Genomic DNA, 25,628 nt, shown 5'->3' with positions numbered 1-25,628 from the left:
TCAATTTTATTCTATTGGTAGTGAGCAAATGGAACTCTTATGCCCAGCGGGTAACTTACCTGCTTTGAAAACCGCTATTGATTGCGGTGCGGATGCTGTCTATATCGGATTCAAAGACGATACGAATGCCCGACACTTCGCAGGCCTTAACTTTGCGGGTAAAAAGCTCGATCGTGCTGTGCAGTATGTACATGACCGCAACAAGAAAATTCACGTTGCCTTAAATACTTTTGCTCACCCAAACGGCTTTGAACGCTGGACTAACGCTGTAGATAACGCCGCCGCACTAGGCGTTGATGCGCTGATCATCGCTGACATTGCGGTGCTCGAGTACGCTGCAAATAAATATCCAGAACTAGAGCTGCACTTATCAGTACAAGCATCTGCGACCAATGCAGCCGCTATCGACTTCTATCATAAAAATTTCAACGTTAAGCGTGTGGTATTGCCGCGCGTATTGTCGATCCATCAGGTCAAACAGCTTTCTCGTAACATCACTTCTGACGTTGACCTCGAAGTATTCGCTTTTGGTAGCTTATGTATCATGGCAGAAGGCCGTTGCTACCTCTCTTCATACATGACGGGTGAATCGCCAAATACGGTTGGGGCATGTTCTCCAGCAAAATACGTTCGCTGGCAAGAAACGGATGGTGGACTTGAATCTCGCTTGAACGAAATCCTTATCGACAAGTATGAAGCAGGTGAGAACGCAGGTTACCCAACGCTATGTAAAGGCCGATTTGAAGCAGAAGTAGATGGTGAGCGAAAGCGTTATCACGCACTTGAAGAGCCAACTAGCCTTAACACACTATCTATGTTGCCTGAGCTTTTCGCCGCGAATGTTGCTTCTGTGAAGATTGAAGGTCGCCAACGTAGCCCTGCTTATGTCGAGCAAGTCACTCGCACTTGGCGCGCAGCCATCGATCGCTACTTAGCGAACCCTGAACAATACCAAGTGGAACAAGCTTGGAATGCGACACTGGCGAATGTATCTGAAGGTACACAAACCACGCTTGGCGCTTACCACCGTAAATGGCAATAGAGCCAAATGGAGAACTCAATGAAATACGCATTAGGCCCTCTACTTTATTTTTGGCCAAAACAAGATGTTGAAAGCTTCTATGAGCAAGCAAAATCAAGCTCTGCCGACATCATCTACCTCGGTGAAGCGGTGTGCTCAAAGCGCCGTGAGATGAAAGCAAAACACTGGATGGACATAGCAAAAGAGCTGTCTGATTCAGGTAAGCAAGTGGTGCTATCGACGATGGCGTTGTTGGAAGCGCCAAGCGAAGTCAACATCATGAAGAAGTACATTGATAACGGTGACTTCGCCATTGAAGCCAATGATGTATCTGCGATTCAACTGGCAAGTGAAAGTAAGGTGCCTTTTGTTGTTGGCCCTGCGGTGAACACCTACAATGCACGCACTCTGAACCTGTTCTTGAAACAAGGTATGACGCGTTGGTGTATGCCCGTTGAGCTTTCTCGCGAGTGGCTAAGCAACGTAATGACACAGTGCGAAGAGCTTAATATTCGTAATAAGTTCGAAGTAGAAGTGTTTAGCCATGGCTACTTACCTCTTGCTTACTCTGCACGTTGCTTTACAGCCCGAGCAGAGAACAAAGCCAAAGACGATTGCGAAACCTGCTGCATCAAATACCCAACAGGTCTACAGGTCGAAAGCCAAGAAGGCCAATCGGTATTTAACCTTAATGGTATCCAGACGCAATCAGGTTACTGCTACAACCTAGTCAATGATCTGCCGAGTATGCATGACTTGGTCGATGTCGTTCGCCTGAGTCCATTGGGTATCGACACTTTCTCTGAAATCAATAACTTCAGAGCGAACGAGCAAGGTCAAAAACCAATGAAGATTGAAAGCCGCCAGTGCAATGGCTACTGGCATCAGCTTGCGGGTTTAGACGTTAAAAACATCTAGTTTCTAGAGTTAAACCCATCAGCCACAGAGACAAAAAGGTCTAGCATTCGCTAGACCTTTTTAATTCTACTTAAGAAATACGACCTATGCCGCCGCTGTATTCATCGGTGAGACATCGAGCTTCTTTACATCTTTGTAGAGCATCACCACCACCACCACGCTTAGCGCAATATTAGACAGTGGGTACGCAACCCAGATCCCCGGCACACCGTACAACTTAGGCATAATGTACAAGAAAGGTAACTGGATAAGCATATTACCTAGCATGACAAACATCGCTTTACTGCCTTTGTTGACCGCCTGATAGTAAGCACCCGCTACCACTAAGAAACCATCAAGCGCCAGTGCAAACATGTGTAATCGAATACCCAACACGGTGTACTCGACTAGCTGAGGTTCATCTGAGTTAAAGACTGACACAAACTCACGTGGGAACGCGTTCAGAAGCAGCACGAACGCCACACCAATCAATACCGAACTCATCATCGCAATCTTAAGTAGCTTACGGATATTCGCTTGGTTACGCGCACCATGGTTATAACTCACCAATGGTTGCATGCCGTTGGCGATGCCTTCAGCTGTGAGATAATAAACCGTCACTATGTAGCCCAAAATCGCGTAAGCACCAATCATCAACTGGTCGCCATATTGAGAGAACAACGCATTGTGCAGCGCAACCATCATCGAACCATACGCATACATAAAGAAGCTTGATGTACCGATAGCGAAGATTTCAGGAATTACCGATAACTTCAGTCTCAGTTCATTCCAACGCAAGCGCAGGTTTGCTCGACGTGAGAAGAAGTAAGCCAGACCCAGACCGGTTACTACAAACTGAGCAATCGCGGTTGCCAGTGCTGCACCTTTCAACTCCCAACCAAACTGAGCAATAAACAGATAATCCAGAGCTATATTGATCACCGCACCGACAATCATCAGTATGGTGGCTAAGTTAGGGCTGTCATCGTTACGCAGTAAAAACGGCATCGCGATCGAACCTAGCGTGAAGACACTCGCGCCAATCAGAATGTGTAAGTATTGCAGGCCAAGTTCATACACTCTCCCTTCTGCGCCCTGCCAAAGCAAGAAGTTATCAGCAAACAAAAACAGCAATGCAGAAACAATAGGTGTTATCGCCAACAACAAGGTTAAACCTGTTGCTAAGATCTCCTTAGCGCCTTGAGTATCTTTTTCACCTTGGCGAATCGAGACAAGCGCACCTGTACCTACACCCACCAACATACCAATACCGAGAATCGAACCAATCACAGGCCACGCAACATTGATACCTGCAAGTCCATCAGCCCCCACATAGCGGCCAATGAAGATGCCATCCACCACTTGGTAAAGGCCATTAACCAACATGGCAGCCACAGTAGGGATTGTGTATCGCCAAAACTGACGACTAATTGAGTTACTCATTTCTTACTCTACTTTCTTCTGTGAGTCGCATATCAACAAGATATGACTCGAAAAATTAGTTAACAAGGCTAACTAAATATCTAAATTATTTACTTCAAAGCTTTATTTAATAATAGGTTTAGCTGCTGAGACTCTTGCTCAGACAAACGACTTTCCAATATCTGTGCCATGACCTGATAGATCTTACTTTCTTCTTCTAAGCCGACTTCAGCTTTGCTGGTCAATACGACCAACTTAGACCTCGCATCTTCGAGCGAAGCTTTACGCTCAACAAGCCCCTTTCTCTCTAGTCTCTGAACCATAGTGGTTGCTGAAGGCTTTGTAACCTGCATCTCAATCGCAAGATCAGTCAATCGGATCGGTTCAGGAGAAGATTGAATGACCTTCAAATAGTCATACTCATTGAAGCTCAATTGGCAAATAGGATCTTCATTTACCTGAGTTCGCCATATCTTAGAGGCGAAGCGCTCAATCTTTTCTAAATTCTGGTTCAGCATACTCACCTAATCAAGAATCGCATTTAGTTAGCAAGGCTAACTATTTTAGTGTTGTTTAAATAAAAAGCAATCAAAAACGAGCCCTCCCCCCTCCCTTGTTTATAAAAAAGGAGCATAAAAAAACCGCTGACAGGCAGCGGTTCTTCGGAATCAAAATATATCGTTTACTTTGTGTCGGCTTTTTCTTCGGCCTCAGCCAACTTAACTTTTGCTAAGTGCTCGGCTTTAAGAGTAGTAAATATACGACTTAGCTCTAAGAAAGAGTAACGATGCTCTACATATTCATACACATTGAAAGACACTGACAACTTGTACAAAGAGATCGCATTCGCGTAGTCCCCATTCATGTGGTAACGCTTAGCAAGGTAGAAATATGTCTCAGTTAGACGCTGCGCAAGTAACGTGTTGTCACGAGTACCGGTCAAGATCGCCTTAAAAGCCTGCTCTTCAGTAATGTCATCAAGCATAATCGCGACTAATACCCAACCCCACTGCTCATCACGGCTCTCGTAACGTTTTTGCAAATCAAGCTTGGCTTGCTCTGGCGTGAGTTCGTGCTGAATGATATACAACCAAAGCGCACGGAATGGATCACTTGGGTCATCGGTATAATGCTTCGTCATCTCTTCATTGGCTAAATCATAACGTTCGCCGTAGTAGAGTGCGATAGAGCGGTTTCTTTCTGCGTAAGAGTTTGCAGGATCAAGCTCTAACGTAGAATCAAAAGATTCATAAGCCGCATCAAACTCCCCTACCTGCGTAAAGTAAACCCCCAAAAGGTTGAAGATATCAGGTTGAGCAGGGTTCAATGAAAGAGATTGGTTGAAGTCGAGACGTGCTAGATCACGCAGGCCAACACTATCGTAGTAGTTACCACGTTCAAACAGCATCTTAGATCGAACTTCATCATTCAAGTCCGGGCGCTGTAATAATTGACTAAGACGTGCAATTTGAACCTCTTGCTGAACGCTTGGTTGCAGCGGCACAGCCATTGGTGGATAAACCCAACGTGAGGTGTTATCTGATGTTGTCGCACAACCTGTCAGTACAAGCAGTAAACACATACTCGCGGTTTGAAACCATTTCACAAATAATTACTCCTGTTATGACCGCAATAAAAAAGGGGAGCGATATGCTCCCCTTTATAACATGCTTTTTTACCAATGGGTTAGAAATCACTAAAAAGCGATAGTCCCATTAATAGGCTAAGAATTACTCAGCAGCAGGTGCTTCGCCTTCAGCTGGCGTTTCAACTGCTTCTTTCATGCTTAGACGTACACGGCCTTGACGGTCAATTTCAAGAACCTTAACTGGTACTTCTTGACCTTCAGTTAGGTAGTCAGACACTTTCTCAACGCGCTTATCAGCGATTTGAGATATGTGTACTAGACCATCTTTACCTGGAAGGATAGTAACGAATGCACCGAAGTCAGCTAGACGAGCAACTTTACCTTGGTAAATGCGGCCAACTTCAACTTCAGCAGTGATCTCTTCGATACGACGGATAGCTTCTTTAGCAGCTGCGCCTTCAGTAGCAGCAATCTTGATTGTGCCATCGTCTTCGATTTCGATTGTAGTACCCGTTTCTTCACAAAGAGCACGGATAACTGCGCCGCCTTTACCGATAACATCTTTGATCTTATCAGAGCTGATTTTCATTGTGTGGATACGTGGAGCGAATTCAGAGATATCTTCACGAGCACCAGAGATAGCTTCATCCATTACAGAAAGGATGTGCTTACGTGCACCTTGCGCTTGGTTAAGAGCAATTTGCATGATCTCTTTAGTGATACCTTCGATCTTGATGTCCATTTGAAGTGCAGTGATACCAGCGTTAGTACCTGCTACTTTAAAGTCCATATCACCTAGGTGATCTTCGTCGCCAAGGATGTCAGAAAGAACAACGAAATCGTCGCCTTCTTTAACAAGACCCATTGCGATACCCGCAACAGAAGCCTTGATTGGAACACCAGCATCCATAAGTGCTAGAGATGTACCACATACAGAAGCCATTGAAGAAGAACCGTTAGATTCTGTGATTTCCGATACAACACGAACTGTGTATGGGAATTCGTCAACAGAAGGCATTACTGCTTGGATACCACGTTTAGCAAGCTTACCGTGACCAATTTCACGACGCTTAGGAGAACCAACGAAACCAGTCTCACCTACACAGTATGGAGGGAAGTTGTAGTGTAGAAGGAAGTTGTCTTTCTTCTCACCCATTAGGCTGTCGATGATTTGTGCATCACGTTGTGTACCAAGCGTTGCAGTAACAAGTGCTTGAGTTTCACCACGAGTGAATAGAGAAGAACCGTGTGTACGTGGAAGAACACCAGTACGTACGTCTAGCGCACGAACCATGTCTTTTTCACGGCCATCGATACGTGGGTTGCCAGCAATAATGCGGCTACGTACTACGTTTTTCTCTAGAGAACCAAGCATGCCGCGGATTTCGCGCTCATCTAGGTTTTCGTCTTGTGCGATTAGAGCTTCAACAGTGTCGTTCTTGATTGCGCCAACTTGCTCGTAACGCGCCATTTTCTCAGTGATCTGGTACGCGTCAGATAGACGAGTTTCAGCAAGTTCAGCAACTTGAGCTTTAAGCTCAGTGTTAACTGCTGGCGCTTCCCAGTTCCAAGATGGAGTTGCAACTTCAGCAGCAAACTCGTTAATTGCTTTGATTACAACTTGTTGTTGGTCGTGACCGTAAACAACAGCTGAAAGCATTTCTTCTTCAGATAGGTTATCTGCTTCAGATTCAACCATAAGTACTGCGCCTTCTGTACCAGACACAACTAGGTCTAGTTTAGAGTTTTCAAGCTCAGTATTTGATGGGTTAAGAACAAGTTCGCCGTCGATGTGACCAACACGTGCAGCACCGATAGGACCATTGAATGGAGCACCAGAGATAGCAAGTGCAGCAGACGTTGCGATCATAGTGATCATGTCTGGGTTTACGTCAGGGTTGATAGAAACAACCGTAGCGATAACTTGAACTTCGTTTTTAAACGCACTTGGGAAAAGTGGACGAATTGGACGGTCAATCAGACGAGCTGTTAGTGTTTCGCCTTCAGATGGACGACCTTCACGCTTGAAGAAACCACCAGGGATTTTACCCGCAGCGTATGTACGCTCTTGGTAGTTAACTGTTAGAGGGAAGAAATCTTGACCCGCAACAGCTTCTTTTTTAGCAACAACAGAAACGAATACTGATGTATCGTCCATAGTCGCCATTACAGCAGCAGTAGCTTGACGTGCCATTACGCCCGTTTCTAGAGTAACGGTGTGGTTACCGTACTGGAATGACTTTACAACTGGTTTTTCAAACATTGTATATCCTTCATCTGAAAATCTCTTTTCAGAATAAGTGAATGAATGCTCAGCAATAACTAATCGCGACTAGTAAAAAAAGACGAGAAGTTCAATCAGACTAAACATCTGCTTTTAATAGTCGCGACCTATTGGCCGACATCTGTGACTGTTATTGTTGAGCTAATTAGGGTGCGAAATAATCAAACAATTATTCGCGTGCGAGAGTATAAACTATTTTCTTGGCAAGAGACATTTTCACGATTAAAAATCAGGTTAACCGCACAGAGAACCTTCATTTTTAACATTAAAAATATAACAGGCACAAAAAAAGGAGCATAAATGCTCCTTTTCTTCAAACTGTCTTTGCAGACATCGCTATTAGCGACGTAGGCCTAGACGCTTGATTAGGTCTTGGTAACGAGTAAGGTTTTTGCCTTTCAAGTAATCAAGAAGCTTACGACGGCTAGAAACCATACGTAATAGACCACGACGGCTGTGGTGATCGTGTTTGTGCGCTTTGAAGTGACCTTGTAGGTGGTTGATAGAAGCAGTAAGTAGTGCTACTTGTACTTCTGGTGAACCTGTGTCGCCTTCAGATTGTGCGTATTCTGCAACGATTGCTGCTTTAGTTTCTGCATTCAGAGACATAAATCTCTCCTGATAAGAGTAAGTTTATATTTGTAGCAGCCAATCTCTGATTCAGCCGCTACGCGAGCCGAGGATTATAGGGAAGTTTACGAGTTGGTGCAATAACAATCGAACTGATGAAAAACGAAAAAAGCGAACCATTAAAATTAAGGGCTCGCTTTCTATATTATTGATTCGCTTTTCCAGGCTAAGCGCCAATACCTAACTAGGTTTCAGCGCTATGCTTGTGGCTCTTCATCTCTGAAAACAACCAAACGCTTCGGTGCAACTCGGCCATCTTCAGCAATCTGAGCAACACCAACAAACAGTTTCTCTTCACCACTTGTCATGCGAACCGTACCTTCAGTTGGCGCACCAGAAACCTGAACGGGCATACCGTGCTGAACTAGGTCAGTCAGTTCCGCGTTTAAGTTAACTTCTGGTAAGTCTTCAACGGCTGTATCCATTGGCATTAATAGTGGATCAAGCAGCTCTTTGGGTGCAATTTCTTGCGCCTGCGCTTGCTCTAGGATCTCGTTCAACTGCTCCAAAGTCACCATACGATCGTACGGATACTTAGCAACACCAGTACGGCGAAGCATGGTCACGTGGGCACCACAACCTAGCATTTCACCAAGATCGTCGGTAATTGTGCGGATGTAAGTGCCTTTTGAACAATGCACTTCCATCTCAACTTCATCACCTTCAAAGCGAAGCAGTTCAATAGAGTAAACAGTGATTTTACGAGATTCACGAGGCACCTCGATACCTGCACGTGCGTATTCATACAAAGGCTTACCTTGATACTTCAATGCTGAGAACATTGATGGAATCTGGTCGGTTTCCCCTTTGAAGCTTGCAATGCAGCGTTCAAGTTGCTCTTGAGTCACGTTAACATCTCGTGTCTCTACCACTTCACCATCAGAGTCAGAGGTATTGGTACGCTCACCAAGCTTAGCGATTACTACGTAGCGCTTGTCAGAATCTAATAGAAACTGAGAAAACTTCGTTGCTTCACCAAGACAAATTGGCAGCATGCCAGTCGCAAGAGGATCAAGAGCACCGGTGTGCCCAGCCTTCTCTGCAAAGTAAATACGTTTTACTTTTTGCAGTGCATCATTAGACGAAATGCCCGTTGGCTTATCTAACAGAATTACCCCGTTGATAGGGCGACCTTTACGACGGCGAGCCATTACTCTTCGCCCTTAGACTGAGTTTCGTCAGTACGGCCAGACGCTTCTTGCTTACGCTTATCGTCGTTTAAAACTTCACTTACTAAGTTAGACATACGCATGCCTTCTACTAGTGTGTTGTCGTAAGTAAAACGCACTTCAGGCGTTAGACGGTGACGAATACGCTTACCAAGAGCCATACGAACTGGCACTTCATGCTCTTTAAGAGCAGCAAGACATGATTCAGGTGTTTGCTCACCGATACATAGGAAAGTAACGAACACTTTTGCGTAAGCAAGGTCACGAGACACTTCTACGTCTGAGATAGTTACCATACCGATACGTGAGTCACGAACTTCACGTTGTAGGATAAGCGCAAGCTCTTTTTGAAGCTGCTGAGACACACGTTGTGTGCGGCTAAATTCTTTTGACATTTTCTTTTCTCACTTAGAAAGATGGGGGGCTTGGTAATTACCAGCCCCCCATGGTGTATTCAACAACCGATTACCTTATTACCTTTATTAGTAATGTTAGTAACCTTAGTCAATATGTCGAGTCGTATAGACTGATTAGTCTAGAGTACGTTTAACCTCAACGATTTCGAATACTTCGATCTGGTCACCAACGCGAACGTCGTTGTAGTTCTTAACGCCAACACCACACTCGTAACCATTCTTAACTTCTTGAACGTCATCTTTAAAACGACGAAGTGACTCTAGTTCACCTTCGTAGATAACAACGTTTTCACGAAGTACACGGATTGGGTTGCTACGCTTAATCGTACCTTCAGTAACGATACAACCAGCGATTGCACCAAGTTTAGGCGACTTAAATACGTCACGAACTTGTGCAAGACCAATGATTTCTTGACGGAATTCAGGAGCAAGCATACCGCCCATTGCCTGTTTAACTTCGTCAATCAGTTGGTAGATGATTGAGTAGTAACGTAGATCTAGGTTTTCGTTCTGAACTGTATTACGCGCAGTTGCGTCAGCACGAACGTTGAAACCAAGGATGATAGCGTTAGAAGCTGCAGCAAGCGTTGCGTCAGTTTCAGTAATACCACCAACACCAGAACCTACGATGTTCACTTTAACTTCGTCAGTTGACAGTTTCAGTAGAGAGTCAGCAATCGCTTCTACAGAACCTTGAACGTCAGCTTTAAGTACAACGTTAAGTTCAGCAACTTCGCCTGCCGTCATGTTCGCGAACATGTTCTCTAGTTTCGCTTTTTGTTGGCGAGCTAGTTTAACATCACGGAATTTACCTTGACGGTAGTTTGCAACTTCACGCGCTTTACGCTCATCACGTACAACAGTCGCTTCATCACCTGAAGCAGGAACGCCAGAAAGACCTAGAATTTCTACAGGGATAGATGGACCTGCAGTTTCGATGTCTTTACCGTTTTCATCACGCATTGCACGAACACGGCCGTACTCTTGACCACAAAGAACGATATCGCCTTTGTTTAGAGTACCAGACTGTACTAGTACTGTTGCAACTGGACCGCGACCTTTATCAAGACGAGATTCAACAACAACACCAGATGCCATGCCTTCTTTAACCGCTGTAAGTTCAAGAACTTCAGACTGAAGAAGGATAGACTCTAGAAGACCATCAATGTTTGTACCCTGTTTTGCAGAGATGTGAACGAAGATGTTCTCACCGCCCCATTCTTCAGGAATAACGTCGTATTGAGCTAGCTCATTCTTAACGTTGTCTGGGTTTGCACCCTCTTTGTCGATCTTGTTCACAGCAACAATCAGAGGAACGCCTGCCGCTTTCGCGTGCTGGATTGCTTCGATTGTTTGTGGCATTACGCCATCGTCTGCAGCAACAACAAGTACAACGATATCTGTCGCTTGAGCACCACGAGCACGCATAGCAGTAAAGGCCGCGTGTCCAGGAGTATCAAGGAACGTGATCATGCCGTTGTCAGTATCTACGTGGTAAGCACCAATGTGCTGCGTGATACCGCCAGCTTCGCCAGAAGCAACGTGTGCTTTACGAATGTAGTCAAGTGTTGAAGTTTTACCGTGGTCAACGTGACCCATGATAGTAACAACAGGAGCACGACCTTCAGCGATAGCATCGCTATCACGGTCAGCTAGTACTGCTTCTTCAAGTTCGTTTTCTTTACGTAGGATTACCTTGTGACCCATTTCTTCAGCAACAAGTTGTGCTGTTTCTTGGTCGATCACTTGGTTGATAGTCGCCATAGCGCCCATCTTCATCATTACTTTGATAACTTCAGTTGCTTTAACTGACATTTTGCTAGCCAGTTCAGAAACAACGATAGTTTCGCCGATAGCAACGTCAGATTTTGCAACAGTCGCTGACTTATCGAAGCCTTGCTGCATTGAAGTTGGTTTAGCAAGCTTACCTTTACCGCCACGACCACGTTGGTTACGACCACCACGGTTATTGCCAGGCTGAGTTGCTGGAGCTGGTTTCTTCTTGCGACGACGAGGTGCTTTCTCATCTTTTTTGTCTGCCGCATCTTCAGCTTCACGAGCGTAAGTAGAAGTCGTCACATGGTAATCCGCAGATTTCTCTTGCTCTTTCTTCTTCTTCTCTTCTTCAGACCAACGTTCTTGGTTCTCTTCTGCTAACTTACGAGCTTCTTCAACAAGCTTAGCTGCTTCAGCTTCGGCTTTACGAGTTGCTTCTTGCTCTTGACGAGCTTTAAGTTCATCCGCTTCTTTTTTCGCTTGTGCGTTAGCGTCTGCATTTTTTGAATTCATGTCTTTTTTAGCCTTTTCAGCTTGTGCGCGTTGAGCCTTCTCTTCAGCTTCACGTTTTGCATCCGCTTCACGTGTTACTTTTGCTTCGGCTTCGCGCTGTGCTTTCTCTGCAGCATCACGTTTCGCTTGCTCTTCAGCATCGCGTTGTGCTTTCTCTTCCGCTTCACGATTAGCTACTTCCTCAGCTTCACGTTTCGCTTCATCTTCAATAGTGCTGCGCTTCACGTAAGTACGCTTTTTACGTACCTCAACTTGAACATCCTTACTCTTACCGCCTCCAGCGGCAACACTTAGCGTGCTGCGGGTCTTGCGTTGAAGAGTTAAACGAGTCGGTTCTGTTTCACCAGAAGTATCGCCGTGCTCCTTTTTAAGGTGCGTTAGCAATGTTTGCTTCTCTGAATCAGTCACTTGGTCCGACCCTGCTTTCTTCATGCCTGCATCAGCAAGTTGTTCAATTAAGCGGTCAACTGGCGTACCAATCTCTTCACTCAGTGCTTTAACTGTTAATTGTGTCATACCGCTCTCTCTCCTTGCTGAATTATTCTTCGTCGCCGAACCAACAGATGTTACGCGCAGCCATAATTAGCTCGCCTGCACGCTCTGCAGTTAGGTCTTCGATGCCTTCTAGTTCATCAACGCCTTGGTCAGCTAGGTCTTCCAATGTCGCAACGCCTTTTGCTGCTAGCTTGTAAGCCATTTCACGCTCAAGACCTTCAAGTGCAAGTAGGTCTTCAGCTGGCTCAACACCATCGAAAGTTTCTTCTTTCGCTAGCGCTAGAGTTGTCAGTGCGTCTTTCGCGCGGTTACGCAATTCTTCAACGATACCTTCATCTAGACCATCTACTTCAAGAAGCTCGTTCACAGGAACGTAGGCTACTTCTTCAAGCGTAGAGAAGCCTTCTTCAACAAGCATTTGAGCAAAGTCTTCTTCGATATCTAGGTGCTTCATGAAGTTTTCAATAGAAGCAACTGCTTCTTCTTGGTGCTTCTTCTCTAGATCAGCAACAGTCATTACGTTCAGTTCCCAACCAGTAAGTTGAGACGCTAGACGTACATTTTGACCGCTACGACCGATAGCTTGCGCTAGATTGTCAGCTTCAACCGCGATGTCCATTGAGTGCGTATCTTCATCAACGATGATAGAAGCAACATCAGCAGGAGCCATTGCATTGATAACGAATTGCGCCGGGTTATCATCCCAAAGCACGATATCGATACGCTCACCGCCAAGGTCGTTAGATACAGCTTGTACACGTGCGCCACGCATACCAACACACGCACCAACAGGGTCAATACGTTTGTCGTTTGTTTTAACGGCGATTTTAGCACGAGAACCAGCGTCACGTGCAGCACCTTTAAGTTCAATTAGCTCTTCACCAATCTCAGGCACTTCAACACGGAATAGTTCAGCTAGCATTTCTGGCTTAGAACGAGTAACAAAAAGCTGGAAACCACGAGCTTCTGGCTTAACTGCGTATAGAAGACCACGAACACGGTCACCTGGACGGAAGTTTTCACGAGGAAGTTGGTCATCACGAAGGATTACCGCTTCAGCATTGTTACCTAGATCTAGAATCACTGTGTCACGGTTAACTTTCTTAACTGCGCCAGTGACTAGCTCGCCTTCGTTATCAATAAACTGTTCAACGATTTGAGCGCGTTCAGCTTCACGTACTTTCTGTACGATAACTTGCTTAGCTGTTTGAGTCGTAATACGGTCAAACGTTACTGATTCGATATCATCTTCGATGAAACCGCCAAGTTCGATCTCTGGATCATCGTACTTTGCAGCTTCAATAGAGATTTCTTTTGTTGGGAATTCAACTTCCTCAACAGCTTCCCAACGGCGGAAAGTTTCGAAATTACCCGTTTTACGGTCAATCTCAACACGAACTTCGATTTCTAGTTCGCTTTTCTTTTTTGTTGCCGTTGCAAGCGCGATTTCAAGCGCTTCAAAAATACGCTCACGAGGAACTGCTTTCTCATTAGAAACAGCTTCTACTACCGCCAAAATTTCTTTGTTCATTAATCTAGCCTCTTAAGCTCTTCTCTCTAGGAGAACTAAAATTTAGGGATCAGGTTAGCTTTCGCAATATTGCTCAGGACGAATTCTTCTTCTTGTCCTTCAACCAATACTTTCACTGTCTCGCCTTCGATAGATTGGATATCACCTTTCCATTTACGACGGTTGCCGACAGCCATTTTCAAAACGATGCTTACCTCGTGACCAATAAATTGTTGGTAATGCTCAGCTTTGAACAGTGGTCTCTCTAAACCTGGTGAAGACACTTCAAGGTTATAAGCCACTGAAATTGGATCTTCAACGTCCATTACGGCACTTACTTGGTGACTAACTTCAGAGCAATCATCTACATTGATACCATTTGGTGAATCGATGTAAATGCGTAGCGTTGAGTGCTCACCAGCACGAATAAATTCTAATCCAACTAACTCATAACCTGATGCTGCTACTGGAGCGTCAAGCATTTCAGTAAGTTGTCTTTCTAAACCAGTCATTTAACCACTCCAGAAACAAAAAAAGGGCTCAAAGCCCAATTTAAATTCCAAGCAAACATTATCATCTAAATGCATTTATAAATGCTTAGATAACAAAAAACCCCGTATAAGTCGGGGTTTTTGTTGCTGGACCCTTATATGTTAAGTGTCATCATATTTGATATCACACTTAACTCACAGTGAGGTTCACACTGTGCAAACTTGCTACCAATACAAGCTATATAATAGCATTGAAATTGGTTGCGGGAGCCGGATTTGAACCGACGACCTTCGGGTTATGAGCCCGACGAGCTACCAAACTGCTCCATCCCGCGTCCGACTTGTGAACATTATACGCCCAACAAGATGTTTTACAAGTTTGTAAACATGGTGCCGAGAGAGGGACTCGAACCCTCACACCCTAAGGCACTAGCACCTCATGCTAGCGTGTCTACCAATTTCACCATCTCGGCATCAAATCTTTACAGATTATTGTGGAATTTCGTCGCCTTGCGCCGGAACTTCACTCACTGCATCTTCAGCTTGTTGAATCACCTGACCTTGAGTCGGGTCAATCCACTGTGACTCAGTTTTATGTGTAGACATATTACCAAGCACTAAGCTAAGGATAAAAAATGTAGTTGCAAAAATTGCAGTCATTCGGGTAAGGAAATTTCCTGAGCCACCAGCACCAAACACAGTGTTTGAAGCGCCAGCACCGAAAGAGGCTCCCATATCTGCGCCTTTACCTTGTTGAATCAACACTAGGCCAATTACACCAAGCGCTGCCAACAGGTAAATCACAAGTAGAACTGTAAACATTTTTCCACCTATGTTCCTAATTGTTGAGCCAGCGCCGTTCAAAAAACCATTTTCAAGAACAAGGCTAGCGACCTCCTAACTGAAGGCCGAGCAATACTAGCGAATGCGACGATGACTGACAAGGGGAATTTACTAAAAAATAAGCCTTTACCAAGCAAGTGGTCAAAAAAAGGGCAAAAGGGACACAAAACTCATTTGCGTCCCTTTTTAATCATCACATAACTAAAACCCGGCCCCCACAAGTGAGACCGACTTCGCCTGTTACGGCAAACGTTTTATTAGCAATTCGCTTTTACTGCATCAGCAATTTTCAGTGCAGAACTCTGAACAAGTTCAGCATCTTCACCTTCGACCATTACGCGAAGTAGTGGCTCAGTACCCGATTTGCGTAATAGCACACGACCTTTCTCACCGAGTTCCGTCTCGACTTCAATAACAGCCGCTTTCACAGCTTCTGCTTCTAGTGGATTTGAATCACCACTGAAACGAACATTTTCTAGAACTTGAGGGTATAACGTCATACCTTGAGAAAGCTCATTCAGTGTCATTTCACTATCGACAACTGAGGCCAATACTTGCAGAGCAGCAACGATAGCATCACCTGTCGTCACTTTATCTAATAGGATAACGTGCCCCGAGTTCTCAGCACCGATCTTCCAGCCTTTAGCTAGAAGTTGTTCCATAACATAACGGTCACCAACAGCAGCACGTACAAATGGAATACCTAACTGCTTAAGGCCATTTTCCATACCAAGGTTGGTCATTAGCGTACCAACAACTCCGCCTTTTAGTTCACCACGACGTAGCGCATCACGAGCAATGATGTAAGCGATTTGGTCGCCATCAACCTTGTTGCCTAGCTCATCAACCATGATGATACGATCACCATCACCATCAAAGCCAAGGCCTAACGCCGCTTTTTCTTCAAGCACTTTAGCTTGCAGAGCGCGTACATCAGTCGCACCGACTTCGTGGTTGATGTTAGTGCCATTTGGCTCCACACCAATCGCAACAACCTCAGCACCCAGCTCTTTAAATACAGCCGGCGCAATGTGATAAGTCGCACCATGCGCGCAATCCACCACAATTTTCATACCAGCTAGCGTCATTTTGTGTGGGAATGTACTTTTACAAAATTCAATATAACGGCCTGCTGCATCATTTAGGCGCACCGCTTTACCTAATTCAGAAGATTCAACGCACTCGATATCTTTGTCTAGCTCAGCTTCGATTGCGAGTTCAATGTCATCCGACAATTTAGTACCTTCAGACGAGAAGAACTTGATGCCGTTGTCATAGAATGGGTTGTGCGATGCAGAGATAACAATCCCCGCTTCAGCACGGAAAGTTTGTGTTAGGTAAGCAACAGCAGGTGTTGGCATTGGACCAGTAAACGTAGCTTGAAGACCAGCAGCAGCAAGTCCCGCTTCTAGTGCAGACTCAAGCATGTAGCCAGAGATACGAGTATCTTTACCAATGATCACTTTCTTTGTGCCCTGCTTCGCAAGAACACGACCAGCAGCCCAGCCAAGCTTCAAAACAAAATCAGGTGTGATTGGGTACTGGCCCACTTTTCCACGTACACCATCTGTGCCGAAGTAACGTCTTTTATCAGACATATTGATTTTCCTTAATTATGATTAGTGATTGTTATTCATCACTTCGATTATCTTCATCGCTTCCAATGTATCTTCTACATCGTGAACGCGAATAATTTGAGCACCTTTCATCGCAGCAATGGTGGCGCAAGTAACACTTCCTACCATGCAATCTACTGGTGCTTTGTCTAGCAGTTTAAAGATCATCGATTTTCTCGAGATACCCGCTAAGATTGGCAAGCCAAGCGTATGAAATTTTTCAAGGTGTGCTAATAGGTGGTAATTATGCTCTATCGTTTTACCAAAGCCAAAGCCAGGATCTAAAATAAGTTGATCTTTAGGTATACCTACGGACTCACAAGCCTCAGCCCTTTCTTTTAAAAAGTCTTCAACATCAGTGAAAACATCGTCATAACTAGGGTTAGCTTGCATGTTTCTTGGCTGGCCTTTCATGTGCATCAAACAAACTGGAACTTGAGCTTGAGCAGCAGCCTCTAAAGCGCCCGGCTCTTGCAGAGCTCGCACATCATTGATCAAGTCAGCACCCGCTTCAACGGCTTGACGCATCACCTCAGCTTTGCTGGTATCAATCGAGATCCAAACATCAAACTTGGCGCGAATCGCTTTAATCGCAGGGATAACTCGAGCTAACTCTTCCTCTAAGGACACCTCTGGAGCACCCGGACGAGTCGACTCACCACCAATATCAATAATGCTAACGCCAGCCTGAATCATTCGCTCTGCTTGCAGTAAAGCATTATCTAATGAATTGAATTTTCCGCCATCAGAGAAAGAGTCAGGCGTAACATTGAGGATACCCATCACATGTGGGCGGTCTAAAACGAGCGTTTTATTGTGTGCTTTTAATATCATGGAAGGTGGGTCTTAAAGGTAAAAAATATCTTGGCCTAGAAACAGAAAAACCCTGAGCGTACTCAGGGTTTTAATTAATAGCTTAGCGATTAAGAATCTTTGTTTTGAGCGTCATCTGATTCAGATTTAGCTTCTTCAACTGTCGACTCTTCAGCTTTTGGCTCGGCTTCGGCTTTCTCTTCTGATTTAGCTTCAGGTTTAGCTTCTTCCTTTGCAGGTTCTGCTTTCGCCTGGTCACCCCAACCAGCAGGCTCACGAATGTCGTCTTTGCGTTCCATCAAGTCATCAATCTGACCTGCATCAATCGTTTCAAACTTCATTAGCGCATCTTTCATCGAGTGCATGATATCCATGTTCTCTTCAAGAATCTGTTTCGCACGAGCATAGTTACGGTCGATAAGAATACGAATTTCTTCATCGATTAATCTAGTTGTATCGTCAGAAACATGTTTCGCTTGGCTCATGCCGCGACCTAGGAAAACTTCGCCTTCTTCTTCAGCATAAAGAAGAGGACCTAGTTTTTCAGAGAAGCCCCACTGCGTAACCATCTTACGAGCAATATCAGTTGCACGCTCGATATCGTTAGACGCACCAGTCGAAACTTTGTCTTTACCGTAGATAAGCTCTTCAGCAAGACGACCACCGTACAAACTAGAGATCATTGATTCTAGATGCTGGCGAGACATGCTTACGCGGTCTTGCTCAGGTAGGTACATAGTTACACCAAGCGCACGACCACGTGGAATGATTGAGACCTTGTACACTGGATCGTGTTCAGGCACCAAGCGACCAACAATTGCGTGACCCGCTTCGTGGTAAGCCGTTGACTCTTTCACTTCCTCAGACATCACCATTGAACGGCGCTCTGCACCCATCATGATTTTGTCTTTCGCAAGTTCAAACTCAACCATAGATACATTGCGTTTGTTACCACGAGCAGCAAATAGAGCCGCTTCGTTAACAAGGTTCGCAAGGTCTGCACCAGAGAAACCTGGAGTACCACGAGCAATCAAAGATGGTTCAACATCACCTGATAGTGGCACTTTACGCATGTGTACTTTAAGAATCTGTTCACGACCACGTACATCAGGCAGACCAACCACAACTTGACGGTCAAAACGACCAGGACGAAGTAATGCAGGGTCTAGTACGTCTGGACGGTTAGTCGCAGCGATAACAATAATACCTTCGTTACCTTCGAAACCATCCATCTCAACCAGCATTTGGTTAAGTGTTTGCTCACGTTCATCGTGACCACCACCAACACCAGCGCCACGTTGACGACCTACAGCATCGATTTCATCGATAAAGATGATACAAGGCGCTGCTTTCTTCGCTTGTTCGAACATGTCACGCACACGAGATGCACCAACACCAACAAACATTTCAACGAAGTCAGAACCAGAGATAGTAAAGAACGGTACTTTCGCTTCACCAGCAATCGCTTTTGCAAGCAATGTCTTACCCGTACCAGGAGGACCGACCAACAGGATACCTGTCGGGATCTTACCACCAAGCTTTTGGAAGCGGCTTGGGTCACGAAGGTAATCCACAAGCTCTTTCACGTCTTCTTTTGCTTCGTCACAACCAGCAACATCAGCAAACATCGTTTTGATTTGTTCTTCGCTCATCATTCGAGCTTTGCTCTTACCAAAAGACATTGCGCCTTTACCGCCGCCGCCGCCTTGCATTTGACGCATGAAGAAAATCCACACACCAATCAGTAAGATCATTGGGAACCATGAAATGAAGATAGTGCCAAGCAGGCTCTGCTCTTCAGGTGGTGTACCCTGAACTTTTACGTTTTGATTAATTAAGTCATCAAGTAGCTTTTGATCATAAACAGGCATGTAAGTTACATACTTAGAGCCTCCACCACGACGTGTGAAAGTGATTTCGCTGTTATTGAACTGTGCGTCTTGAATCTGGCCTTGGCCAACTTCCTGTACAAACGTGGTGTAATCTACTGCTCTGCCGTTACTTTCCCCAGGGCCGAAGCTCTGGAATACCGACATCAACACTACCGCGATAACAAGCCACAGAATTAAATTTTTTGCCATGTCACTCAAGGTGTAAGCCTCTCGATAACTAATTGTAATTAAAGGTAGGGTACTACAGTTTGTAACCTGTAGCCATGTTGTTAACTCTCACTCTTGGAAGAGAATCGTTAACCTTTGTAACCAGTTGCTACGATAAACACTTCACGAGAGCGAGCTCGAGAAGAGTCGGGTTTTCTAACTTTGACTGTTTTAAACATCTCACGGACGTCCTTAACATATTGGTCAAACCCTTCGCCTTGGAATACTTTTACAACAAAACTACCATTGGTAGCTAGAACTTGTCGACACATATCCAAAGCTAATTCAACTAAATACATAGCTCTTGGCTGATCCACAGAATTGTTGCCTGCTATATTAGGTGCCATATCAGACATCACGACATCAACCATGTTTGGTTGTATACGTTCCAACAACGCATCTAGCACAGCTTCTTCGCGGAAATCGCCTTGTAAAAAGCTCACTCCAGCAATCGGATCCATTGGTAACAAGTCACACGCAATGATTTGACCGTTGTCTCCGATAATCTTAGCAGCATATTGAGACCAACCGCCAGGCGCTGCACCCAAATCCACAATGGTCATCCCTGGAGTCAGCAATTTATCTTTCGTTTGAATCTCTTCCATTTTGAAATAAGCACGCGAACGATAGCCTTTTTTTCTGGCTTCATTTGCGTACTTGTCGTCGAAGTGTTCCTTCAACCAACGGCCTGAACTGGCCGAGTGTTTCTGTTTGCTCATTGGATACCTAAATTGGAGGAAAGTACTAATTGCTGAATAAATTATAGTCTTCAGCTTTAGATGGCGTTAAAATAGGTTTTTTCAACCCTAATACTAAATAAAATTGGCCGCGTAATGAACCTAAGTACCAAACAAAAGCAGCATCTAAAGGGCCTAGCTCACAGTTTAAAACCTGTTGTGCTAATGGGCGCAAATGGACTTACTGAAGCTGTTCTAGCGGAAATCGAATTAGCTCTAGACCACCACGAACTGATCAAGATTAAAGTTGCATCAGAAGACCGTGAGACTAAGCAACTGATTATCGATGCAATTGTACGTGAATCTAAAGCTGAGAAAGTACAGACTATCGGTAAAGTTCTAGTACTGTTCCGTCAGTCAGAAGCACGTAAAATCGAGATTCCACGCAAGTAAGCGAGCTTAATATAAGCTAACTTCATTAAAAGGAAGCCACTGCGCTTAGCTTTTAGTGTAGCGTGAGAAACGAAAAAGGTCGCATTAGCGACCTTTTTACTTATCAAAAACAAAGAAAATTCAATTAGATGTATTCTACTTTGTCGATTTCGAAGTCTTTATCACCACCTGGGGTAGAGATCAGTACTTCATCGCCTTCCATCTTACCGATAAGACCACGTGCAATTGGGGATTTCACAGAAATGCGACCCGTTTTGATATCGGCTTCATCTTCAGAAACGATTTGGTAGCGGAATTCTTCATCCGTATCTACGTCAATCAAAGTCACTGTCGTGCCAAAGATAATCTTACCTGTGTTATCCATCTGCGTTACATCGATGATCTGAGCCAGTGATAGCTTATATTCAATATCTCGAATTTGAGCTTCACAGATACCCTGCTCTTCACGAGCTGCGTGGTATTCAGCGTTCTCTTTCAAGTCACCGAGTTCACGAGCTTCACCAATAGCTGCTGAAATAATAGGACGTAGCTTAAGTAGGCGATCTAATTCGTCACGTAGCTGCTGAGCGCCACGTACTGTCATTGGAACCTTTTCCATTTTTTACCTCTATGCCAAAGCTTTCTTTGGCCAACATAAATCCACCCAACATACTTATTGGGTGATAGAAACAAAACGATTTGGCTTAGTGTAAACAAACTTTATGGCTAAATCACCTTTATTCCACTTTGCGTTATAAAAGCTTTATCTAGGTCTAAATTACAGACATCACAAAAATGAATAATAACCTCACCATCAATAAGTTGGCGATAAAATATCTAAAAAAAACAAAAATAAACCAAACAAACACAGATCACACTTTTATAAAAACCACATAAAATCAATAACTTGGATGACAACAAACCCAATAAAACAGTGTGCATAATTTTTATTGATATCATTTTACTACCTGATGGTGGAACTTTAGGGTTAAAAAGTACCCCACGGATTGTTCTGGCAAGTTTCACGCTTTTGTTCTAAGCATGATTATGAAGCTTGATTAATACGAGCAATACACAAAAAGGATTCAAATCCTTGATAAATACCTTTATGGACAGTAATTAGGAATTAATAACATGAACAAGACTATGATCGCGCTTGCTGTATCTGCTGCAGCTCTTGCTACTGGTGCTAACGCTTCAGAACTATACAACCAAGACGGTACTTCTCTAGAAATGGGTGGCCGTGCGGAAGCTCGTCTATCTATGAAAGATGGTAACGCTCAAGACAATTCTCGAATCCGTCTTAACTTTCTAGGTCAAGTTGAAATCCAAGATGGCCTATACGGTGTTGGTTTCTACGAAGGCGAATTCACAACTGCTGAAAACGGCGAAGGCACTGACAAAAACAGCGACAGCCTAACTAACCGTTACGCTTACGCTGGACTTGGCGGTACATTCGGTGAAGTAACTTACGGTAAAAACGACGGCGCTCTAGGCGTAATCACTGACTTTACCGATATCATGGCTTACCACGGTAACTCTGCAGCAATGAAAATCAATGCTGCTGACCGTGCTGACAACATGCTTTCTTACAAAGGTCAATTCCAAGACCTAAGCGTTAAAGCAAGCTACCGTTTTGCTGACCGTACTGAACTAGATGCATCAGGTAAAGTTATTAGTGAAGCTAATGGTAACGCGAATGCTAAAGTAGCATCATACAGCGACAACAGCGCTGATGGTTACTCTCTATCTGGTATCTACGCAATCGGTGAAACTGGCGTTAAACTAGGTGCTGGTTACGCAAGCCAATACTCTGGTGATGAAGCTCAAGACGAATACATGCTTTCGGGTTCTTACACTATGGGCGACCTATACTTCGCTGGTGTATTCACAGATGGTCAAGTTGCTAAGAACGACGGTGATTACACTGGTTACGAAGTAGCAGCGGCTTACACTCTAGGTCAAACAGTATTCTCATCTACATACAACAACGCTGAAACTAATGGCGAAACGTCTGCAGACAATATCGCAATCGACGCGACGTACTACTTCAAGCCTAACTTCCGTGGCTACGTATCGTACAACTTCAACCTAATCTCAGCGGGTGACCAGTTCGGTACAGAAGGTACTAACCTACCTGCAACTTCAGCACAAGCTGAAGACGAGCTAGCTCTAGGTCTACGTTACGACTTCTAATTCTGATTATCTAATTGATTAATTAGTTAATTGAGAATCAAAACGCCCGCTCTATAGCGGGCGTTTTTTATATCTGTATACTGAAAACATCAGTCATCCAAGAAAATCTTCTATGCGCCTTCTATCCAGTTTACTCCTATGTGGTTTGTCACTGTGTAGCTATTCAATTAGTGCTTTCGAATACCTCCCTCTAGATAAACTGCCCGATGGCAGTAGCACAAGCTTGATACTGAAGTCATTGAGTGATGATTCGAGTGAGTTGAACACCAATAGCGATGGCTTTTACCCACCCGCCAGTACGTTAAAGCTAGTCACCGCTTTGGCAGCCAAATTGGAGTTAGGAGATAATTTTAACTACACGACCAGCATTGCGCGTTCTAATAAAGATGTCGTGATCGCATTCAGTGGTGACCCTACACTACAAAGAGAGCATCTAAAAAACCTTTTAGATCAATATGCTAAATCGCAATCTAAAACCATCAAGGGCAACTTATACCTCGATAACTCAGCTTTTACTGGCTATCAACGAGCAGTTGGTTGGCCTTGGGACATTTTAGGCGTTTGTTACAGCGCTCCCTCTAGTGCAATGACCTTAGACAGTAACTGCGCACAAGCCTCTATTTATACAAAAGATAACGGTACAACACGCGTATATATCCCAGCTCACTACCCAATAGACGTGACAACCTCAGCAGCCACGGTAACTCGCTCTGGCCAAAAGGCAACGCAATGCGACCTTGAGCTTATTACTACCCCAGACAACACTTACAAGCTCTCTGGTTGCTTAGTTGAACGTAAAAAACCGTTGCCACTCAAGTTCGCGATTCAAAGTCCAGAACTTTACACCTATCAAGTTGTTGCATCGCTTCTCAAAGAACTGAAAATAGAAGTAAAAGGTGATGTAATTATTGGTAAAAAAGCGAAAGCAGACAAAAGCACGTTAATCGCAAGCCACAGCTCAGAGAAACTTCCCGAACTGATTAATATCATGCTCAAGAAATCAGACAACCTGATCGCTGACAATCTAACTAAAACGCTGGGTGCGACATTTTATGTTCAACCGGGCAGTTTTAATAACGGCACTGAAGCGATAAAGCAGATATTACTGACCAAAGCCAATATTGACCTAAGCCAAGCACAGTTGGTCGATGGTTCAGGGCTATCCAGAAATAATCGCATGACCACGCAAACCATGGCTCAGGTACTTCGTTATATCTGGGAGAACGATAAACAGCTCAACCTGATTGAGGCTATGCCTACATCTGGCACTGATGGAACACTCAAATACCGTCAAAGCATGAGAAAAGCACCAATCCAAGGTAACATTATTGCCAAAAGTGGTTCTTTGTATGGGAGCTACAACATGGCAGGCTTTGGTTTAGATAAAGCGGGAAAACCAAACTCTCTATTTGTACAGTTTGTCCGTGATTACTTTCCTGACACACCAGATCCAGAAAAACCAGTAGAAGCACCCATCATCCAGTTTGAACGAGCTTTCTACACAAATGTAGTTGAATTCAGTCAAACACAGAGCAAACCTAAGTAATGTTCAACTCTGTTTAAGCTTCTACTTAAGCAATAAAAACGGCGCTGAAGATCTTGAATCTTCAGCGCCATTTTTGTCTCTAAGGTGCTTTTAGCTATTTTTATAAATGCTAAGCGATCCCTAAGAATGAATTAACCACAGTGAAGTAGATCCACATTCCAGAGATATCCACTATCGAAGCCAGTACAGGGCTCACTAACACAGCAGGATCAAGTTTGAAGAATCGAGCGACTATCGGTAACCCACCGCCGAGTACAGTTGATATGGTCACTTGAATAAACAGAGCAACAGCAATCGCGTAAGCAATCATATTAATGTCGTAACCACCCGTTGACTGGTTGTCACTGAATAATAAGATTCGGCCAATCATCACTAAGGCGATCGCAAGAGCTAAACAGATAGCAACTCTAAGCTCTTTCCATAGAACGTTGGCCCACTGGCGTTTCTTCAATTCCCCTGTGGCTAAGGCCCTAATGACCAAAGTCGCAGCTTGTGTTCCTGTGTTGCCACCCGCGGCAGCGATTACCGGCATATAGATCGCCAGAAGTACTAGCTGGCTAAGAATGTCTTCATACTGAGCAATGATAAGCCCAGAGACAATGCCCAGCAGTGCTAAGGCAATAATCCAACCGATACGCTGCCTAACATGGCTAAGCACTCCAGTTGAAAGGTAACCTTGTTGAGGTTCAACCTCTGAGTAGATCAGCCCTAGTTGGTGAGCTAGATGTCGAGAGCGCTTCTCAAAGCCCTGCTCTTCTAGCTCACTAAGTAAAGTCTGAATCGTACTAAGAGAGCATTGCCCAAGCACTAACACCGCATCTTCAAGTGGCATTCGGTTTAAAAGGTTAATTTGTTGCTCACGCCCATACTGTTGAAAGGCATTCGATACAGCTTGGATGTCTTGCTCTGAGTACAGAGCTTCAATAGATAAAAAAGTGTTGTTCATTACCGTCATGGCGAATCTCCCGATTGGCAAAGGTAACGACCATCAAAACAAGTAGCCTATAGAGAGTACCGCGAGAGTATAAAGCGGTGTACACCAGGAGCGTATAGCTATATACATCAAGAATATACAACTAAGCGCACCAAGAGCTTAAAGCACTGATGTGTCTACTTGTTAGAATCTAGTGTGTGGAAAAGAATGAGGGGGAAAAACAAAGATACCCTACCCGAACGGCAGGACAATAGATCAAT

At 44.3% G+C, this 25,628-nt stretch carries 22 protein-coding genes and 2 tRNA genes; 5 read left to right on the top strand and 19 right to left on the bottom strand.

Annotation, left to right across the window (positions count from 1 at the left end):
* Positions 1-28: 28 nt before the first annotated feature.
* Entirely contained in the window at positions 29-1,042 is a 1,014-nt protein-coding gene (locus ACED59_RS02290) for a peptidase U32 family protein (protein WP_009847533.1), read from the top strand.
* Between the two features lie 18 nt (positions 1,043-1,060).
* On the top strand, positions 1,061-1,939 hold the full coding sequence (locus tag ACED59_RS02285; protein WP_017096660.1) for a U32 family peptidase: 879 nt from the start codon (positions 1,061-1,063) through the stop codon (positions 1,937-1,939).
* 84 nt (positions 1,940-2,023) lie between these two features.
* Here ACED59_RS02285 and ACED59_RS02280 read toward each other — a convergent pair whose 3' ends face one another.
* From ACED59_RS02280 to rlmE, 17 genes are all read right to left on the bottom strand, one after another.
* Positions 2,024-3,361 (bottom strand): MATE family efflux transporter, encoded by a 1,338-nt coding sequence (locus ACED59_RS02280; protein WP_371704757.1) that lies wholly within the window; start codon positions 3,359-3,361, stop codon positions 2,024-2,026.
* Positions 3,362-3,450: 89 nt separating this feature from the next.
* Positions 3,451-3,858 (bottom strand): MarR family winged helix-turn-helix transcriptional regulator, encoded by a 408-nt coding sequence (locus ACED59_RS02275; protein WP_009847536.1) that lies wholly within the window; start codon positions 3,856-3,858, stop codon positions 3,451-3,453.
* A gap of 164 nt (positions 3,859-4,022) precedes the next feature.
* Positions 4,023-4,946 (bottom strand): lipoprotein NlpI, encoded by a 924-nt coding sequence (gene nlpI / locus ACED59_RS02270; RefSeq protein WP_009847537.1) that lies wholly within the window; start codon positions 4,944-4,946, stop codon positions 4,023-4,025.
* A gap of 124 nt (positions 4,947-5,070) precedes the next feature.
* On the bottom strand, positions 5,071-7,191 hold the full coding sequence (gene pnp, locus ACED59_RS02265) for a polyribonucleotide nucleotidyltransferase (RefSeq protein ID WP_012604701.1): 2,121 nt from the start codon (positions 7,189-7,191) through the stop codon (positions 5,071-5,073).
* Between the two features lie 360 nt (positions 7,192-7,551).
* Positions 7,552-7,821, bottom strand: a complete 270-nt coding sequence (rpsO, locus tag ACED59_RS02260) for a 30S ribosomal protein S15 (RefSeq protein ID WP_004734493.1) — start codon at positions 7,819-7,821, stop codon at positions 7,552-7,554.
* A 218-nt stretch (positions 7,822-8,039) separates the two neighbouring features.
* Positions 8,040-8,993 carry a tRNA pseudouridine(55) synthase TruB gene (gene truB / locus ACED59_RS02255; protein ID WP_012604702.1) on the bottom strand — a complete coding sequence of 318 codons (954 nt, stop codon included), beginning with the start codon at positions 8,991-8,993 and terminating at the stop codon, positions 8,040-8,042.
* The gene (rbfA, locus tag ACED59_RS02250; protein ID WP_017097303.1) at positions 8,993-9,406 is read right to left on the bottom strand and encodes a 30S ribosome-binding factor RbfA; all 414 of its coding nucleotides are present in this window, start codon (positions 9,404-9,406) and stop codon (positions 8,993-8,995) included. Before rbfA ends, truB begins: the two co-directional genes overlap by 1 nt.
* A gap of 135 nt (positions 9,407-9,541) precedes the next feature.
* Entirely contained in the window at positions 9,542-12,232 is a 2,691-nt protein-coding gene (gene infB, locus ACED59_RS02245; RefSeq protein ID WP_009847541.1) for a translation initiation factor IF-2, read from the bottom strand.
* 22 nt (positions 12,233-12,254) lie between these two features.
* Positions 12,255-13,742, bottom strand: a complete 1,488-nt coding sequence (gene nusA / locus ACED59_RS02240) for a transcription termination factor NusA (protein ID WP_009847542.1) — start codon at positions 13,740-13,742, stop codon at positions 12,255-12,257.
* A gap of 35 nt (positions 13,743-13,777) precedes the next feature.
* Positions 13,778-14,233: a ribosome maturation factor RimP gene (gene rimP, locus ACED59_RS02235; protein WP_004734501.1), complete on the bottom strand. Its 456-nt coding sequence runs from the start codon at positions 14,231-14,233 to the stop codon at positions 13,778-13,780.
* Between the two features lie 237 nt (positions 14,234-14,470).
* Positions 14,471-14,547, bottom strand: a tRNA-Met gene (locus tag ACED59_RS02230).
* Between the two features lie 53 nt (positions 14,548-14,600).
* Positions 14,601-14,685 (bottom strand) — tRNA-Leu (locus ACED59_RS02225).
* Positions 14,686-14,701: 16 nt separating this feature from the next.
* Positions 14,702-15,034: a preprotein translocase subunit SecG gene (secG, locus tag ACED59_RS02220; RefSeq protein WP_009847546.1), complete on the bottom strand. Its 333-nt coding sequence runs from the start codon at positions 15,032-15,034 to the stop codon at positions 14,702-14,704.
* Between the two features lie 278 nt (positions 15,035-15,312).
* Entirely contained in the window at positions 15,313-16,653 is a 1,341-nt protein-coding gene (gene glmM / locus ACED59_RS02215; RefSeq protein WP_017097304.1) for a phosphoglucosamine mutase, read from the bottom strand.
* A 21-nt stretch (positions 16,654-16,674) separates the two neighbouring features.
* Positions 16,675-17,505 (bottom strand): dihydropteroate synthase, encoded by an 831-nt coding sequence (gene folP / locus ACED59_RS02210; RefSeq protein ID WP_017097305.1) that lies wholly within the window; start codon positions 17,503-17,505, stop codon positions 16,675-16,677.
* An 89-nt stretch (positions 17,506-17,594) separates the two neighbouring features.
* Complete coding sequence (ftsH, locus tag ACED59_RS02205) at positions 17,595-19,565, bottom strand: ATP-dependent zinc metalloprotease FtsH (protein WP_029223088.1); 1,971 nt, start codon at positions 19,563-19,565, stop codon at positions 17,595-17,597.
* A 107-nt stretch (positions 19,566-19,672) separates the two neighbouring features.
* Complete coding sequence (gene rlmE / locus ACED59_RS02200) at positions 19,673-20,302, bottom strand: 23S rRNA (uridine(2552)-2'-O)-methyltransferase RlmE (protein ID WP_009847548.1); 630 nt, start codon at positions 20,300-20,302, stop codon at positions 19,673-19,675.
* Positions 20,303-20,416: 114 nt separating this feature from the next.
* Between rlmE and yhbY the strand changes: the two genes are divergently transcribed.
* A complete protein-coding gene (yhbY, locus tag ACED59_RS02195; protein ID WP_004734509.1) occupies positions 20,417-20,713 on the top strand; it encodes a ribosome assembly RNA-binding protein YhbY in 297 nt (98 codons plus the stop codon).
* Positions 20,714-20,837: 124 nt separating this feature from the next.
* Here the strand turns inward: yhbY and greA are convergent, their stop codons facing one another.
* Positions 20,838-21,311, bottom strand: a complete 474-nt coding sequence (greA, locus tag ACED59_RS02190; protein ID WP_009847549.1) for a transcription elongation factor GreA — start codon at positions 21,309-21,311, stop codon at positions 20,838-20,840.
* 515 nt (positions 21,312-21,826) lie between these two features.
* Between greA and ACED59_RS02185 the strand changes: the two genes are divergently transcribed.
* Positions 21,827-22,888, top strand: a complete 1,062-nt coding sequence (locus tag ACED59_RS02185) for a porin (RefSeq protein ID WP_017097307.1) — start codon at positions 21,827-21,829, stop codon at positions 22,886-22,888.
* 112 nt (positions 22,889-23,000) lie between these two features.
* Positions 23,001-24,434, top strand: a complete 1,434-nt coding sequence (gene dacB, locus ACED59_RS02180; protein WP_017097308.1) for a serine-type D-Ala-D-Ala carboxypeptidase — start codon at positions 23,001-23,003, stop codon at positions 24,432-24,434.
* Positions 24,435-24,543: 109 nt separating this feature from the next.
* On the opposite strand, the gene ACED59_RS02175 is transcribed toward dacB, so the two are convergent.
* On the bottom strand, positions 24,544-25,389 hold the full coding sequence (locus ACED59_RS02175; protein WP_009847552.1) for a magnesium transporter: 846 nt from the start codon (positions 25,387-25,389) through the stop codon (positions 24,544-24,546).
* Between the last annotated feature and the right edge of the window lie 239 nt (positions 25,390-25,628).

Origin of the sequence: Vibrio sp. FF266 (assembly GCF_041439695.1) — a bacterium.
In the GTDB taxonomy this organism is placed as follows: Bacteria; Pseudomonadota; Gammaproteobacteria; order Enterobacterales; family Vibrionaceae; genus Vibrio; species Vibrio tasmaniensis_A.
This window is presented reverse-complemented; position numbering and strand designations above follow the sequence as displayed.

Excerpts from the sequence above, each read along its gene's own strand:
- ACED59_RS02290 (WP_009847533.1), top strand. The coding sequence starts at position 29 with ATGGAACTCTTATGCCCAGCGGGTAACTTACCTGCTTTGAAAACCGCT.
- ACED59_RS02285 (WP_017096660.1), top strand. The coding sequence starts at position 1,061 with ATGAAATACGCATTAGGCCCTCTACTTTATTTTTGGCCAAAACAAGAT.
- ACED59_RS02280 (WP_371704757.1), bottom strand. The coding sequence starts at position 3,361 with ATGAGTAACTCAATTAGTCGTCAGTTTTGGCGATACACAATCCCTACT.
- ACED59_RS02275 (WP_009847536.1), bottom strand. The coding sequence starts at position 3,858 with ATGCTGAACCAGAATTTAGAAAAGATTGAGCGCTTCGCCTCTAAGATA.
- pnp (WP_012604701.1), bottom strand. The coding sequence starts at position 7,191 with ATGTTTGAAAAACCAGTTGTAAAGTCATTCCAGTACGGTAACCACACC.
- rpsO (WP_004734493.1), bottom strand. The coding sequence starts at position 7,821 with ATGTCTCTGAATGCAGAAACTAAAGCAGCAATCGTTGCAGAATACGCA.
- truB (WP_012604702.1), bottom strand. The coding sequence starts at position 8,993 with ATGGCTCGCCGTCGTAAAGGTCGCCCTATCAACGGGGTAATTCTGTTA.
- rbfA (WP_017097303.1), bottom strand. The coding sequence starts at position 9,406 with ATGTCAAAAGAATTTAGCCGCACACAACGTGTGTCTCAGCAGCTTCAA.
- infB (WP_009847541.1), bottom strand. The coding sequence starts at position 12,232 with ATGACACAATTAACAGTTAAAGCACTGAGTGAAGAGATTGGTACGCCA.
- nusA (WP_009847542.1), bottom strand. The coding sequence starts at position 13,742 with ATGAACAAAGAAATTTTGGCGGTAGTAGAAGCTGTTTCTAATGAGAAA.
- rimP (WP_004734501.1), bottom strand. The coding sequence starts at position 14,233 with ATGACTGGTTTAGAAAGACAACTTACTGAAATGCTTGACGCTCCAGTA.
- secG (WP_009847546.1), bottom strand. The coding sequence starts at position 15,034 with ATGTTTACAGTTCTACTTGTGATTTACCTGTTGGCAGCGCTTGGTGTA.
- glmM (WP_017097304.1), bottom strand. The coding sequence starts at position 16,653 with ATGTCTGATAAAAGACGTTACTTCGGCACAGATGGTGTACGTGGAAAA.
- folP (WP_017097305.1), bottom strand. The coding sequence starts at position 17,505 with ATGATATTAAAAGCACACAATAAAACGCTCGTTTTAGACCGCCCACAT.
- ftsH (WP_029223088.1), bottom strand. The coding sequence starts at position 19,565 with ATGGCAAAAAATTTAATTCTGTGGCTTGTTATCGCGGTAGTGTTGATG.
- rlmE (WP_009847548.1), bottom strand. The coding sequence starts at position 20,302 with ATGAGCAAACAGAAACACTCGGCCAGTTCAGGCCGTTGGTTGAAGGAA.
- yhbY (WP_004734509.1), top strand. The coding sequence starts at position 20,417 with ATGAACCTAAGTACCAAACAAAAGCAGCATCTAAAGGGCCTAGCTCAC.
- greA (WP_009847549.1), bottom strand. The coding sequence starts at position 21,311 with ATGGAAAAGGTTCCAATGACAGTACGTGGCGCTCAGCAGCTACGTGAC.
- ACED59_RS02185 (WP_017097307.1), top strand. The coding sequence starts at position 21,827 with ATGAACAAGACTATGATCGCGCTTGCTGTATCTGCTGCAGCTCTTGCT.
- dacB (WP_017097308.1), top strand. The coding sequence starts at position 23,001 with ATGCGCCTTCTATCCAGTTTACTCCTATGTGGTTTGTCACTGTGTAGC.
- ACED59_RS02175 (WP_009847552.1), bottom strand. The coding sequence starts at position 25,389 with ATGACGGTAATGAACAACACTTTTTTATCTATTGAAGCTCTGTACTCA.